General features: G+C 44.9%; 15 protein-coding genes. 8 read left to right on the top strand and 7 right to left on the bottom strand.

Features of this window, described 5'->3' with window-relative positions:
* The 3 genes from ACI882_RS12660 to holA all read left to right on the top strand — a co-directional run.
* Positions 1-681, top strand: a 681-nt coding sequence (locus ACI882_RS12660) for a class I tRNA ligase family protein (protein WP_411748509.1), incomplete at its 5' end; no start/stop codon positions are given.
* A 37-nt stretch (positions 682-718) separates the two neighbouring features.
* Positions 719-1,165, top strand: a complete 447-nt coding sequence (locus ACI882_RS12665; protein WP_411746659.1) for a hypothetical protein — start codon at positions 719-721, stop codon at positions 1,163-1,165.
* The gene (holA, locus tag ACI882_RS12670; RefSeq protein ID WP_411744452.1) at positions 1,165-2,184 is read left to right on the top strand and encodes a DNA polymerase III subunit delta; all 1,020 of its coding nucleotides are present in this window, start codon (positions 1,165-1,167) and stop codon (positions 2,182-2,184) included. The genes ACI882_RS12665 and holA overlap by 1 nt, the downstream gene beginning before the upstream one ends.
* A 31-nt stretch (positions 2,185-2,215) precedes the next feature.
* Here holA and ACI882_RS12675 read toward each other — a convergent pair whose 3' ends face one another.
* Entirely contained in the window at positions 2,216-3,088 is an 873-nt protein-coding gene (locus ACI882_RS12675; protein ID WP_411744451.1) for a LysR family transcriptional regulator ArgP, read from the bottom strand.
* Positions 3,089-3,178: 90 nt separating this feature from the next.
* Between ACI882_RS12675 and ACI882_RS12680 the strand changes: the two genes are divergently transcribed.
* From ACI882_RS12680 to ACI882_RS12690, 3 genes are all read left to right on the top strand, one after another.
* A complete protein-coding gene (locus ACI882_RS12680; RefSeq protein ID WP_411744450.1) occupies positions 3,179-3,793 on the top strand; it encodes a LysE/ArgO family amino acid transporter in 615 nt (204 codons plus the stop codon).
* Between the two features lie 67 nt (positions 3,794-3,860).
* Positions 3,861-5,513, top strand: coding sequence for an alpha-glucosidase (locus ACI882_RS12685; protein ID WP_411744449.1), 1,653 nt, complete (start codon positions 3,861-3,863; stop codon positions 5,511-5,513).
* Complete coding sequence (locus ACI882_RS12690; RefSeq protein WP_411744448.1) at positions 5,510-6,055, top strand: sugar O-acetyltransferase; 546 nt, start codon at positions 5,510-5,512, stop codon at positions 6,053-6,055. Before ACI882_RS12685 ends, ACI882_RS12690 begins: the two co-directional genes overlap by 4 nt.
* Before the next feature lie 83 nt (positions 6,056-6,138).
* On the opposite strand, the gene ACI882_RS12695 is transcribed toward ACI882_RS12690, so the two are convergent.
* Both ACI882_RS12695 and ACI882_RS12700 read right to left on the bottom strand, forming a co-directional pair.
* Positions 6,139-6,588, bottom strand: coding sequence for an Hsp20 family protein (locus ACI882_RS12695; protein WP_411744447.1), 450 nt, complete (start codon positions 6,586-6,588; stop codon positions 6,139-6,141).
* A 148-nt stretch (positions 6,589-6,736) separates the two neighbouring features.
* Positions 6,737-7,432, bottom strand: a complete 696-nt coding sequence (locus tag ACI882_RS12700) for a tRNA (adenine(22)-N(1))-methyltransferase TrmK (RefSeq protein WP_411744446.1) — start codon at positions 7,430-7,432, stop codon at positions 6,737-6,739.
* Between the two features lie 65 nt (positions 7,433-7,497).
* Between ACI882_RS12700 and ACI882_RS12705 the strand changes: the two genes are divergently transcribed.
* Both ACI882_RS12705 and ACI882_RS12710 read left to right on the top strand, forming a co-directional pair.
* Positions 7,498-8,238: a VC0807 family protein gene (locus ACI882_RS12705; RefSeq protein ID WP_411744445.1), complete on the top strand. Its 741-nt coding sequence runs from the start codon at positions 7,498-7,500 to the stop codon at positions 8,236-8,238.
* Between the two features lie 192 nt (positions 8,239-8,430).
* Positions 8,431-9,717, top strand: coding sequence for a cystathionine gamma-synthase family protein (locus ACI882_RS12710; RefSeq protein WP_411744444.1), 1,287 nt, complete (start codon positions 8,431-8,433; stop codon positions 9,715-9,717).
* An 86-nt stretch (positions 9,718-9,803) separates the two neighbouring features.
* Here the strand turns inward: ACI882_RS12710 and rpoD are convergent, their stop codons facing one another.
* The 4 genes from rpoD to rpsU all read right to left on the bottom strand — a co-directional run bounded on the left by rpoD (position 9,804) and on the right by rpsU (position 14,425).
* On the bottom strand, positions 9,804-11,651 hold the full coding sequence (gene rpoD / locus ACI882_RS12715) for an RNA polymerase sigma factor RpoD (protein ID WP_411744443.1): 1,848 nt from the start codon (positions 11,649-11,651) through the stop codon (positions 9,804-9,806).
* A 126-nt stretch (positions 11,652-11,777) separates the two neighbouring features.
* The gene (gene dnaG / locus ACI882_RS12720) at positions 11,778-13,670 is read right to left on the bottom strand and encodes a DNA primase (RefSeq protein ID WP_411744442.1); all 1,893 of its coding nucleotides are present in this window, start codon (positions 13,668-13,670) and stop codon (positions 11,778-11,780) included.
* A 67-nt stretch (positions 13,671-13,737) separates the two neighbouring features.
* Positions 13,738-14,184, bottom strand: coding sequence for a GatB/YqeY domain-containing protein (locus tag ACI882_RS12725; RefSeq protein ID WP_411744441.1), 447 nt, complete (start codon positions 14,182-14,184; stop codon positions 13,738-13,740).
* A gap of 25 nt (positions 14,185-14,209) precedes the next feature.
* Positions 14,210-14,425 carry a 30S ribosomal protein S21 gene (rpsU, locus tag ACI882_RS12730; RefSeq protein WP_216001214.1) on the bottom strand — a complete coding sequence of 72 codons (216 nt, stop codon included), beginning with the start codon at positions 14,423-14,425 and terminating at the stop codon, positions 14,210-14,212.
* Between the last annotated feature and the right edge of the window lie 203 nt (positions 14,426-14,628).

Raw genomic sequence — 14,628 nt, forward strand, 5'->3', positions numbered from 1 at the left:
CAGGCGGCTATTGATGAATACGGCGCAGATACAGTTCGGTTGTTCTCTATGTTTGCTGCACCTCCAGAGCAAACCTTAGAATGGACCGAATCTGGTGTTCAAGGCTCGAAAAAGTTCCTAGAACGACTATGGCGTGCTGTACACCAGTATGTCGAGCAATCTGATGGCAGCGAACTCAATGTTGCTTCATTGAATGATGCTGAAAAAGCGTTGCGTCGTAAAACCCATGAAACAATTGATGGTGTTACCGCCGACTTTGGCGAGCGTAAAACTTTTAATACCGCTATCGCTAAAGTGATGGAATTAATTAATACAGTGAATCGCTTCGAAGGTAGTTCCGCCGTTGTTCGTGAAGCGCTAGAAACCGCAGTGCTGGTGTTGTCTCCTATTGCCCCGCATATTTGTCAGGAGCTTTGGTTGCAGCTCGGTCATGATGATTTGGTGATTGACGCCCAGTGGCCTGTGCTCGATAAATCGGCATTAGTTAAAGATACACTTTTGTACGTTGTACAAGTGAACGGTAAAGTTCGAGCTAAGCTTGAAGTGAGCGCGTCAATTGCAAAAGAAGATCTAGAAGCTATGGCCTTAGCCGATGAGCGAGTGCTGTCATTTACTGAAGGTAAAACAATCCGAAAGGTTATTGTTGTACCGAATAAGTTGGTGAGCATCGTTGCGAATTAATAGACACTATTCAACGGTTATAATCTGTGGGTTGGCAATGTTTTTGTCAGCCTGCGGCTTTCAGTTAAGGCAAGAAACGGTACTAGTTGACACACTGTCACCTATGGTTTGGCAAACCGAAGTGGAGGCCTCTGATTTTTATCAGAGCTTTCGCACTGAGTTAGCCGATTTCCAAGTGCAATTGGTGCAAAAGCCTGCTGATGTTCTATTTTCACTGCACACGCTAGAGGTGAACGACACCCTATTAGGTAAAGTGAGAACACTCAGGGCAACAGCGGTTTGGAGTTTGACTAATCAATGGGGGGACACCGTAATTTATCGGCGAATATCCAGTGAACAAGTGAGCGACACGCTTGTCGAAACTGATAGCGACCTTGCTCAATTAACTGCAGAGCTGCACCAAGCTTTGTCGCAAAACCTTATCGCGCAGTTGAGTCAAGTTACTCTTGATCAACTAGATTCTAAACCTACAGAGTTACCTTAATGAAACTCACCAGCGCACAACTTAATGCTCAGCTTGGCAAGTCAGCGCTGCCGACCGTGATTTGGATTAGCGGCGATGAGCCTTTGCTGGTCATTGAAGCCAGTGACCAAATTCGGCGAGCAGCAAAACAAGCGGGTGTTTCTGAGCGTAAAATAATTGATGTTGACGCTAAATTTGATGGCGCAGAATTAATTGCCTCGAATCAATCGATGTCATTGTTCGGTGATCGTGAGCTGATAGAGTTAAGACTGCAAAATAAGTTCAATGATAAAGGCCGTAAGGCCCTGTTAGAGTATATCGAAACGGCAAACCCAGATAATTGCCTATTGATAATTTCTGACCGAATTGAAGCAGCTCAAACCAAAGCCAAATGGTTTAATAAAGTGGTTGATGCAGGCTGGTGGTTGCCTATATGGCCAATTGAGCACAACCAATTGGCGGGTTGGCTTAGCCAGCGATTTGCGCTGCATAATTTACAAGCCGATCAAGACGCCATTGCATTAATGGTAGAACGCATCGATGGTAATTTGTTGGCGGCAAAGCAAGAAATTGAAAAGCTAGCGTTAATCGCAGAAGATAATCGAGTCACTGCAGAAACGGTTTTGGCCAGTGTTTCAGACAGCTCACGCTATACTGTTTTTGATTTAGCCAGCGCCATGTTGGTGGGTGACCTAACTCGGTCACTGAAAATATTGTCCGGCTTGCGCGGCGAAGGTGTCGAACCGCCGATTGTTTTGTGGTTACTATCGAGGGAATTACGCTTGCTTATTGAGCTGGCCGAAGCAGGGCCGCAAGGTCTTCAAGGTGCGTTTAAACGGCTACGTGTTTTTGATAAGCGACAAAATGATTATAAGCGTGCCCTTTCCCGAGCGAATTTGCAGCACTACCAGCAATGTTTGCTAAGTTGTACCGACGTTGACGCCATGATCAAGGGCCAAGTTAAAGCCGATCCATGGCATAAGCTCAGCGAGCTAATTGTCGCCATCAGTGCACCACAGGTAATGGCTTATTCGCTATAAGTCAGCTTGCGTGAGTTGTCATCCGCTAAGATTAACGATCTTGTTCTAACCATCGGTGTGCCGACTTAATGACCGATGCTCTCAATCGCTTCATTGCAGAACCTCCTGAGCGCCAGGTATGCCAATATAAGGGAATATCAATGGCGTTATTCGGGGCGATGTCTATCAGGTTACCGCTGGCAATACCAATGGCCGCCTGCATTTCTGGAATCATGCCAAAGCCACAACCGTTGGCTGCCATTTGTAGGAAACCCTCAGATGAAGGGCAGCGAATCGGGTTCATAGGGGCTGGTTGCGACATGGAGGCTAATAGTTGGTGTTGTAATGTATCGTCTTCATTAAATTGCAGGCAAGGGGCTTGATATAGGTTTTCTGGCGTCTCGAGGAGTTTGTGTCTAAGAATAAAGTCAGGGCTGGCATAAGCTCGATAACGAACAATGCCCAACCTATCTACCCGAGCGCCATTGACCGCGCTACCGTCGGCGCATAAACAGGCAAGTACTTCACCTCGGCGCATCAACTCAATACCTTTGTCCTGATCAGCAATGACAATATCTACATCCATTTCATCAGTGATTTTCCCGATAGCTTCTGGAAACCAAGTGGCTATGGAATCTGCATTGATCGCTATGCGTGCATGAACGCGGTCAACTTGTGGGTTTACCAAGGTCAAATCTTTCTCGAGATGTTGCACCATGTGTAAATGGCTAATGAGCCGTTGCCCTAACTCAGTAGCGATAGGGGGTGTTTGGCGCACCAAAACCGGTTGCCCTAAACGATTCTCTAGCCCCTTGATTCGCTGACTGACAGCTGATTGGGTAATACAGAGCTCTTGGGCGGCTGGTTCAAACCCACCACTGCGAACCACTGCGGCTAACGCTGTTAAAGCTCTATAATCTATCATAAATTAAATTAATAACCCTTTAACTATATTAATTGGATTGTTTAACTATAGACTATTAAACTGCATGTTGTCTTGATATTGGAAATATTTATGTTCTCGCATTACTTATCTGGTTTCGTTGTCGCCATTGGTCTAATTGTTGCGATTGGTGCTCAAAATGCTTGGGTGCTGGGTATGAGTATTCGTCGTCAATACCCTTATACTATCGCCAGCGTTTGTTTCACTATAGACGCTTTATTGATGGCCGTCGGCGTGGTTGCCTTGGGTCATATTCAACGCCTGTTACCCGCGGCTATTCCTTGGCTAACCTACATTGGTGTTGCTATGTTAGTTGGCTTGGGTGTTCAAGCGTTTTATCGGGTATTCACAACTCATCAAGGGTTAAAGGTAGAGGACGCTGCGCCGCCGATTCAAAGCCGCTCTAAAGTGGTTATTTTAGCCATGACACTATCGCTTCTTAATCCGCATGTTTATCTAGATACCGTCGTCTTGATTGGTAATATTGCTGCTATTCAAGAGTACCCTTGGGTATTCTGGATGGGCTCGGCCAGTGCCTCTGTGGTCTGGTTTTTATCTCTTGCAGCCTTAGGTAAACCCCTGAGTGTTTGGTTGATTTCACCAAGACGCTGGCAGATTTTTGATGCTGTCATCGGTATTATTATGTTTTGGGTGGCTTGGTCATTGTTAAATTCAACCGGGCACTAGATTAAATCTAGTCTTTATTAGCTGCGTCTTCTAATCTGGTGGCATCAATTACATTTTGGAGCGCAGTATGTCTTGGTGGAAAGAAGGTGTTGTTTATCAAATTTACCCACGCAGTTTTGCCGATAGTACAGGCAATGGCATCGGTGATATTCAAGGCATAATCAGTAAGCTCGATTATCTACAAGAACTAGGCGTTAATATTGTTTGGTTGAACCCTATTTACGCCTCACCAAATGATGATAATGGCTATGATATCTCCGATTATGAAGACATTATGGCTGAGTTTGGCACCATGGCTGACTTTGAAGCTCTGCTTGATGGGTTGCATCAACGCGGTATAAAACTGATCATGGATCTAGTGGTCAACCACTGCTCAGATGAACATCGTTGGTTTGTTGAAAGCAAAGAAAACCCCGAAAGCCCCTATCGAGATTATTTTTTCTGGCGTGATGGCAAAGCTGATCATCAGCCACCCAACAATTGGGTCAGTGTATTCTCTGGTCCTGCTTGGGACTATGACGAAAAAAGTGACCAATATTACCTACACCTCTTTTCTAAGAAACAACCCGACCTAAACTGGGAAAACGAATCATTGCGCAACGATATCTATGCCATGATGCGAGGATGGTTTGACAAAGGCGTAGATGGTTTCCGAATGGATGTCATTAATATGATTTCCAAAAACCCTGCTTTGCCCTCTGTCGGCGATGAAAGCCAATTAGAATGGGGTGGTAAACATTTTATGAATGGGCCTCGCCAGCATGAATTTATGCGTGAAATGCATGATCAAGTGCTGCAGCATTACGACTGCATGACAGTAGGTGAGTGTTTCGATGTTGATGTTGAAGAAGGTCGGAGATTGGTCGGAACCGATCGTAAAGAGTTGCACATGATCTTCCAAATGGAACACATGTCATTAGATCATGGTAATGGCAAATGGGATGTACAGCCTAGTTGGTCGCGCGTTGAATTAAAGTCGATATTAAACCGATGGATAGAAGGTTTAGATGGGAATGGCTGGAACAGTCAGTTCTGGATGAACCATGATCAACCTCGTGCCGTCAGCCGGTTTGGTAACGCACAGCAATATCGAATCGAAAGTGCGCAAGCTTTAGCAGCTGTGACGCTCACTTTGCCAGGTACGCCATACATTTATATGGGCGAAGAAATTGGCATGACCAATGTTAAATACCCGATTGAAGAGTACCGAGATTTAGAAATTCTCAATTGGTACAATGAGCAGTTGGCGGCAGGGGCAAACCCAGAAGACTTAATGCACAGCATTCATCACATAGGACGAGACAACGCTCGCACGCCAATGCAGTGGAACAGTGGCCCCAACGCTGGCTTTAGTCAGGGGCAGCCTTGGCTAAAAGTGAACCCCAATTACACCGAAATTAATGTAGCAGCCGCGCAACAAAGCCGTGAAGGTATTTTCCCTTGGTACCAACAGCTTATTGCTTTACGTAAGCAACATAAAACCCTTGTTTACGGGCGTTATACTCCCTTCATGCTAGAAAGTGAGCAGGTTTTTGCTTTTCGTCGTACAGATGATGCGGGTGACTTTTTAGTGTTAGTAAATTTGTCTGATAACCCAGCAAGCCTTTCGCTGCCTAACGAAGTTGTTTCGTTATCATGGGAAGTTGTCATGGATAACCAAGCTAATAAATCACTAGCATCCCTTTTGCCATGGCAGGCTCTGATAATGAGAACTGTATGAGTCAAACAATGAGTAGTGAAACATGGCTGAAGATGCGTGTGGGAGAGAAGTTTAATCCATTTGATTCAGAGCTGGTTGCTCAAAGAGCATTAATTCGTCAACGTACCGCACAGTTTAATAGATCGCCGAGCAAAGGTAACTTGAAGTTGGTTTTCGAGCAATTTGGATCCGTGGGCGAGCAGTGCTTTATAGAAGCGGGCGTCCATATCGACTATGGCGTGCATATACATTTTGGCAAGCATGTTTATGTCAATGCTCATTGTATATTTCTCGATGCTGCGACCATTACACTTGGCAATAATGTGTTGCTTGGGCCTGGAGTTCAGCTTGTGACCGTTCAGCACCCGCTAGATTCACAAGAGCGCCTAAAAGGTATTGAATGGGCTGAACCTATAGTGATTGGTGATAACGCTTGGCTTGGCGCAGGAGCAATAATCTTACCCGGGGTGACCGTGGGTGAAAATGCCGTTGTTGGCGCGGGCAGTGTGGTAACAAAAGATGTACCCGACAATAAAATTGTAAAAGGTAATCCCGCTAGATAATGAAATCGGAATTATAATAATAAGTGTGCCTAACGACAAAAACCTCTAGGGGTAACCCTAGAGGTTAGAATTAAACCGTATTCTTAGGCGCGTTGATCCAACAAGTTTTTACTGTTGATAGAAATTTTCTTCGGCTTCATTGCCTCAGGAATTTCTTTTAATAAATCAATGCGCAAGAGTCCATTTTCCAAGTTTGCGCCTGTTACTTTTACGTGATCAGCAAGCTGGAACTTTCGCTCAAATGATCGGAACGCAATGCCTTGATAAAGATACTTTCGTTCTTCGTTGGTTTTTTCTTTCTTACCCTTAACAACTAACATGCCGCTTTCGCTCGTAATGTCGAGCTCACTTTCCGCAAACCCTGCGGCGGCAATAGTAATGGCGTACGTATTTTCGCCTGTTGTTTCAATATCGTATGGAGGGTAATTGTTCGTGTTGTTTGACGACTGCGCTGCGTTGTCTAATAGCGCTGCGAAACGGTCAAAACCAACGGTGTTACGGTATAGGGGTGAAAAATCAAATGCAGTTCTCATAGCTAATCTCCTATTGAGCATTAGTGCTGAATGTTCAGCGATTTTGCTGTTGCTAACAAAGTTACACAACAGACTGGTTAAAGTTAACAACCCGGTATCGGCGTCGTTAATTCAGATATGAGATCGAATTGTTTTTCTTCAAGGGGTATTACGCAATACTTTTCAAAATTACTTGATATTGACACAGCAAACTTTTTGCATAAGGCTTCGTTACGTTGATCGTTTGCCCTTGGTAGTAACCAATCAGTTTATTAAGGTGTTGAATATGGTCAGTAGTGGGTTGCCAACATTGGCCAATATCATCACCGTTATCATCGCTCATTTTGGTCCCTCCAAAACGGGCACTAGTCGACACCGTTAAAACCTCATAAGTGCGTTTGTTTTCTGTGACAACAGACTCTTCTAAAAGAAAGTAGCCGGCGTCTATTAAATAGCGCCTAACCAGTGCAACTTTTGTTGTGGGAGAAATAATGAATCGGCAATTAGTGGCATATTTTTGCTGGCTAAGCGCTTGCATAATTGTAATGCATTGTTCGTCACCCACCCCGGCTAAGACAACCGTTTGGTTTTCGATGTTTTTTAATTCTATGGTTTCAGCAGGCGCAATAACTATTTCATAGTTCTTGGCTTGCAAACGAATAAGCTGTTCAGATAAACGAGCCATGATGTCGGGGTGGATATCATTAAAAACAACACCCGTCTCGGTTCGTGATTCAATGATGGCTCGACCTAAGGCGCCATGATCACAGCAAAGATCCCAAACAATTTGTGAGTTTTGCGGTATGGCGGCCAAAAGATGTTTAAGGCGTTTGCCGAGCTTTGTTTTTAATGGTGTTTGAGTCATTGGGCCGTGCCGAAAGTAGAAAATTAGGGTAAAGTGTGAAAAAACAGATGTAAGGTATTATTTAGATGGATCATAGCGATAAATTCCCACAGCAGGAAGCACCCACAGCAACAAAACCGAAGCAGGGTGGTTTTTTTAGTAACTTAATTTTCAATATCGTTTTGCCCGTACTAATTATGTCTAAGCTTAGCGGCGAGGACATGCTCGGTCCGCTCTATAGTATTGCCGTCGCTCTGGCTTTCCCCGTGGGTTATGGTTTATGGGAAATGCGCCAATTCAAAAAGCTAAATGCGTTTTCGGTTTTGGGTGTGGTGAGTGTGTTGTTGACAGGGGGAATTAGCTTGTTGCAATTGGACCCAAAATATATCGCGATAAAAGAGGCGGCTATTCCTGGGCTCATCGGCTTGGCGGTAATTATCTCTCAAAAGTCGCACAAATCCGTGGTTAAGCTCATTTTGTTCAACGATCAAATATTTATGTTAGATCGCGTGCACAACTCTCTGGCTGAGCACAATAATGAAGCCGCATTTGAGCAAAAAATGAAGGTGGTTACCTATTTGGTGGCGAGCTCATTCTTTGTTTCCTCGGGTCTGAACTATGTATTAGCCAAGCTAATACTAAAGAGCCCTGCGGGAACGACTGAATTTGCCGAAGAATTGGGCCGAATGACGGCGCTTAGTTACCCTGTCATCGTTATTCCGAGCATGATCGTACTGGGTTTTGCCATGTGGTTCTTGTTTTCACAGCTTAAAAAACTAACTCATTTGCCACTCGATGATTTAATGGTCGACCCCTCTCAGAAGTAGTTTCTATTTAGTGCGGCGTTAAAATAGTAGGTAGCGCCGTCTATTTGTTGATCGTTTATTAGCTGTAAAACTTCATTATCTATATCTTTATAGCAAAATCTGCTAATTAGTCTGTTTTTGCCTCGCTAATAGTCCTGTATTGACTTTGGTTTTGTCGCATACTGAGTAACCCCTTCCACTTTGGTGAGCGCAATGAAAAAAATAATAAACGCGAAAAAGTATATCGGTGAGCATCAGCTGCACCCTGAATCCATGATGATGTCATACGGTTACGACTCGTCACTTTCTGAGGGCTCGGTGAAACCACCGGTGTTTTTAACCTCAACGTTCAATTACCCAACAGCCGAGGCAGGCGAAGAGTTTTTCCACGTGGCTTCAGGGCGTAAGCCAGTGCCAGAAGGAGAGTCAGCAGGTCTTATTTACTCTCGTTTTAACCACCCTAATGTTGAAATAATAGAAGATCGCTTAGCGTTATTGGAGGGTTCTGAAGAAGCCGTCGTATGCTCAAGTGGTATGGGGGCAATCACGGCGACCTTGTTGTCTGTTTTACGTCCAGGGGACGTTTTGATGCACAGCTCGCCGCTCTACGGCGGTACTGAGGTGTTATTTCGAAATATTATGACTGAGTTTGGTATTCATCTTGTTGAATTCCACGATGGTTGCAGTGAACAATCAATGAATGAAGCGGTCAGCCAAGCTAAAGCGCTTGGGCCTATAGCCATGATCTTTGCCGAATCACCTGGTAATCCTACTAATGCACTGGTGGATATTGAATTAATGGTTAGGGCAGCCAGTGCAATTGAAACTAACTCGGGTCGGCGACCGGTTACCGCAATCGACAACACCTTAATGGGTCCAATATTTTCTCAAGTTGTCCCCAAAGGGATCGATTTAGCGGTTTACTCTTTAACAAAATATGTCGGTGGTCATAGTGACTTAATTGCAGGGGGTGTCTGTGGTAATGCCGATATAATTAAAGCGGTTCGTACAATACGTAACTGCATGGGCATTAATTCAGACCCACATACTTGCTGGATGATCTCGCGATCATTAGAGACTCTTACTATTCGCATGCAAAGAGAAGCCGAATCGGGATTGAAGGTGGCTCAATGGTTAGCTAGTAATCCATATATGAGCGTTAAGGTATTACACCCTAACTTGATCGAAGATGAAGGTTATCAGAGTGTCTATGCCAAGCAATGCAGCGGGCCCGGCTCAACATTTTCATTTGTACTGGATGCCCCCAGAGCCGATGCCTTCAAATTTATTAATGCGTTGATTTTGTTTAAGTCAGCAGTGAGCTTGGGCGGCACAGAATCTTTAGTAAGCCACCCAGCGTCGACAACTCACTCTGGCGTGCCAGAGGAGGTAAGACGTGATGTTGGTATTGAAGAAGGGCTAATTCGGTTGTCGATTGGTTTAGAACACCCAGATGATCTGATCGTAGACCTATCGAATGGTTTTAAAGCGTTGAGTTAATTTCATTGGTCATTTTAAATAAGTCAGACACAAAAAAGCCCAGATAAATATCTGGGCTTTAAAGGCGCCTTCAGCTAAGCAGTTGACTATTCGTCGATGAAACTGCGTAGATGATCTGAACGAGACGGGTGACGCAACTTGCGAAGTGCTTTAGCTTCGATCTGACGAATACGCTCACGCGTAACATCAAACTGCTTACCGACTTCTTCTAAGGTGTGATCAGTGTTCATTTCAATGCCGAAACGCATTCTTAGTACTTTTGCTTCACGAGCCGTTAACCCAGCTAATACTTCTTTGGTTGCTTCACGTAGGCCAGTTGAAGTGGCTGAGTGAATAGGGGCATCCATTGTTGTATCTTCGATGAAATCGCCTAATGAGCTGTCTTCATCATCACCAATGGGTGTTTCTAATGAAATAGGCTCTTTAGAGATTTTTAACACCTTACGAATTTTGTCTTCTGGCATGTCCATGCGTTCAGCCAATTCTTCCGGTGTCGCTTCGCGGCCCATTTCTTGTAACATCTGACGAGAAATACGGTTCAACTTGTTGATCGTTTCGATCATGTGAACGGGGATACGAATGGTACGGGCTTGGTCGGCAATCGAACGAGTAATCGCCTGGCGAATCCACCAAGTTGCATAGGTTGAGAATTTGTAACCACGGCGATATTCAAATTTATCGACCGCCTTCATCAAACCAATGTTACCTTCTTGGATTAAATCTAAGAACTGTAAGCCACGGTTGGTGTATTTCTTAGCAATCGAAATAACCAAGCGAAGGTTAGCTTCTACCATTTCTTTTTTCGCACGGCGAGCACGGGCTTCGCCAATAGAAATACGACGGTGAATGTCTTTGATTTCGCCTAAGGTGATACCCGTTGCCTTCTGGATATTTCTCATTTTACGCTGAGCACGTCGTAATTCGACTTCAAAGCGGAAGGCATCTTCTGCAAACTGCGGATCTTCTAAAACAGTGGTTAACCATTCATCTTCGGTTTCGCGGCCGACAAACAATTCAATGAATTGCTTGCGTGGCATTTTAAGTGTGCGAACACAGATTTGAATGATCCGACGTTCTTGATCTCGAATTTCCGTCACAGCTGATTTAATTGGTGATATTGATTCTTCAAATGCTTTAGGCGTTAGTTTAAAGCATGAGAAGTTTTCACCCATAGCGATAAGGAATTCGTTGGCTTCTTTACAGTAACGACCTTTGTCTTCGATAATGCTTTCTAGCGAGGCAAGCTGTTCAGCTAACAAAGTAAAGCGTTCACGAGCCAATTCAGGATCGGGACCGTTATCGACTTCTTCTTCCTCTTCGTCGTCATCTTCGGCAGTTTCTTCCGCTGCTGCGGGTTCTACTGGTTTAACGGCATCAGGAGAATCGGCTGCGGGCAATGGGTCTTCATCGTCAGGGTCTTGGAAACTCGTCAGAATATCTGATAAGCGCCCTGTGCCTTCTTCTTCACTTTGCGTTGTTTCATACGCAACAATGATGTCCTTGATGACGCCAGGATAATAAGCCATTGCTTGCATTACTTCGCGGGTACCTTCTTCGATACGCTTAGCAATAACAATTTCACCTTCACGGGTGAGTAGTTCAACGGTGCCCATTTCACGCATATACATGCGCACAGGGTCAGTGGTACGGCCAGTATCTGTTTCTACAGCGGCTAACGCTGCTGCAGCTTCTTCGGTCGCATCATCATCTGTATCTTTACTGTCGGCTAGTGCGAGTTGATCAGCATCGGGAGCGGTTTCAAACACTTCGATACCAATATCATTGATCATCGCAATGATGTCTTCAACCTGATCAGGAGAATTAATTTCTTCTGGCAGGTGATCGTTTACTTCGGCAAAAGTAAGGAAGCCCTGTTCTTTACCTTTGGCGATCAGTTCTTTTAAACGAGACTGTCGCTGAGATTTTTCAGCCATAGGTTACCTGTAAGCATTTAAGTGGTTGTGACGCAAGCAAATAGCCGGGTAGTGTATATTAAATCAACAGGTTAGCCAACGAGTAGGACTCATGCTAAAACGTGATTTAAGGCTTTGCTAACCTATTTACTGCTTTTTTTGTTTAAGCAGCTCGCGGTATCGCTGCTTTTCTTCATCCGTTAGGGATGGATCTGACGCGATAACGCGTTTTTTTAAACTGTCATATTCATCATCAGGGGCCTTATTGGTGAGGGCATTGATGATTTTTTCAAGCTCTTGGCGTGCAAAAACCACTTCATCGGCGTGGTTTTCATTGGACGCTTCCAACCAAAGATAGTCAGAAGAAGCAATTGGCGCCAATATTTCACGTAAACCATGCTGACATAAATAGTCGAAGGCAAAATAGACATCGTGTTTTGGCGCCTGCTGTAATAATTCGATTACCTGCGCTAACAAGGCTCCACCATCTCGCTCAGGGAGCTTGCTTACCTGCTTCATGTTAACTTCCACAGCGAGTTGTGGAAAACGAATCAGCCAAGCCAAAGCACGATGCACAAAGCCAATTCTGACCGTAAGCGCCGTTTTACGCGTTACACCAGGGTTGGGTCGATGTTGGTAGTTATTTGCAGGGATGTCATAACGGTCGTTGGGGTCATTATAACCGTAATCGCCATAAGGTTCTGGGGCATAGTTCTCAGGTTCAGCTATGACGGGGGCTTCTGGTTCAAAGGATTGCTGAATTTGCTCAAGTTCGAGCCCAACGATAGTCGAAAGCTGTTTGAGTAATAACTGCTTTAAAATGCCGTCAGGAGCGGTATTTATCCAGCCTTTGGCAATACTAACCAGTTTTGCTTTGCCGTCTAGGCGAGAAATATCCGCTTGGCTCTGTAAATGCTGAAATAAGAAGTCGGGCAGGGTGAGTGATCGCTTCACGCGGCGCATAAAACCTTCAAAGCCTTCCTCGCGCACAATGGTATCTGGGTCTTCACCATCGGGTAGAAATAAGAATCTAGCTTGTTGGCCGTCAGCCAGCTCGGGCAGGGTATTCGCGAGCGCCCGTTCAGCAGCTCTTTTGCCCGCAGCATCACCATCAAAGCAAAAAACGATTTCAGGCGTGAGCTTAAAAAGCCGTTTTACATGGTCGCTGCTGGTGGCTGTGCCTAGTGTGGCAACGCAGTTACGAACACCGTGTTGGGCTAGGGCGACGACATCCATATAGCCTTCAACAATGATGATGTTTTCGAAGTCTTTGAGTGCTTTGCGGGCTTCGTACAGGCCATACAATTCTTGGCCTTTATGGAATATCGGTGTTTCAGGGCTGTTTAAATATTTAGGCTTTTCATCCGGTGACATAACACGGCCACCAAATGCGATGGTACGGCCACGTATATCTCGAATTGGGAACATAAGCCGGTTACGAAAACGATCGTAGATTCGGCCTTTTTCGTTTTGCGTGAGCATGCCCGCGGTTAGCAGCATTTGTGTGGAGTCATCGCTGCGGAAATGATTGATCAAATTGCTCCAGCCTTCTGGGGCAAAGCCAATTTGATAGGTCTGGATGATCTCTTCGCTTAAACCTCTGCTAAGCGCATATTGCTGCACGGGCAGAGCATCTTGGTGGTTATAAAGCTGATGCACAAAATAATCAGAGCAGCTGCCCATTAAGTCATGCAGGGTTTTGCGTTGTTTCTGTTTTTGCTTGGCCCGCTCACTCACTTCTTCACGAGGTACTTCGACGCCGACTTGACGTGCGAGCTCTTCAACGGCTTCAACAAAACCTAGGTTTTCATATTCTTGAAGAAATTTAAGCGAGGTGCCAGATGCGCCGCAACCAAAGCAGTAATAGAAACCTTTTGCTTGGTTTACTGAGAATGAGGGGGAGTTTTCGTTATGGAAAGGGCAGCAGGCCCAGTGGTCTTTGCCTTTTTTCTTTAGGTCAATTCGGTTTCCAATAATTTCAATTATATCGGAGCGTTCTTGTAGCTCTTCAATGAAGTCATTGGGAATCAAACCAGCCATGGCATTTCTCGATTGAAAAAGGTGACTATTGCGTTAATTTACGCGGCTTTGGTGGTTGCGAAAGCGTTTAAGCTAATGCTTGCTTTATTAGTTTGCTGACTTCGCCTATATCAGCTCGACCTTGGGCTTTCGGTTTAATATAGCCCATTACTTTGCCCATATCTGCCATAGAGGCTGCGCCTGTTGCGCTTATGGCTTCTTGTATTAGGGCAGAAATTTCTTCTGCTGTCATCGCCGCCGGGAGAAAACTAGTTATCACCTCCTGTTCATTTTGTTCGATCGCGGCAAGATCATCGCGGCCCGCAGCGTCATATTGCGCTTTGGAGTCCCGTCGTTGTTTGTTCATTTTGTCGAGTACGGCAAGCACTCGGTTATCATCTAGTTCTATGCGTTCGTCAACTTCTATGCGTTTGAGCTCGGCTAAAATTAAGCGGATCGTACCTAAACGAGGCTTATCTTTAGCGCGCATGGCGTCTTTCATTGCTGCTGTTAGACGTTGCTTGAGCTCAGACATAGATTGTTAACCCACGAACAAAGAATTAGTACTGACGAACTAAACGCTTGTTTTCGCGCTGTAGTTTCTTCAGGTGACGCTTAACAGCAGATGCTTTAGCGCGCTGACGAACCCAAGTTGGCTTCTCGTAGTGCTCACGACGACGTACTTCAGAAAGTACACCTGCTTTTTCGCAAGAACGCTTGAAACGACGTAGTGCTACGTCAAATGGCTCGTTATCTTTAACTTTAACGTGTGGCATTCAATATTTCCTAAGTGAACCAAAATTTGTGGGTATACTTAAAAACCGTGGTTCAACCGATTTTCAAGGCGCGTAATTGTACTTATCACAGTCCAGAGAGGCAAGGCTTTTGTACTTGTAGAACCGAAAACCATATTTAATCTTAATTGAAAGCTTGGAGATAGCAGCTTTATCCTACTGTGGCACGATGCTGGCTTCTGGCT

It is taken from the genome of Reinekea sp. (assembly GCF_046710285.1).
In the GTDB taxonomy this organism is placed as follows: Bacteria; Pseudomonadota; Gammaproteobacteria; order Pseudomonadales; family Natronospirillaceae; genus Reinekea.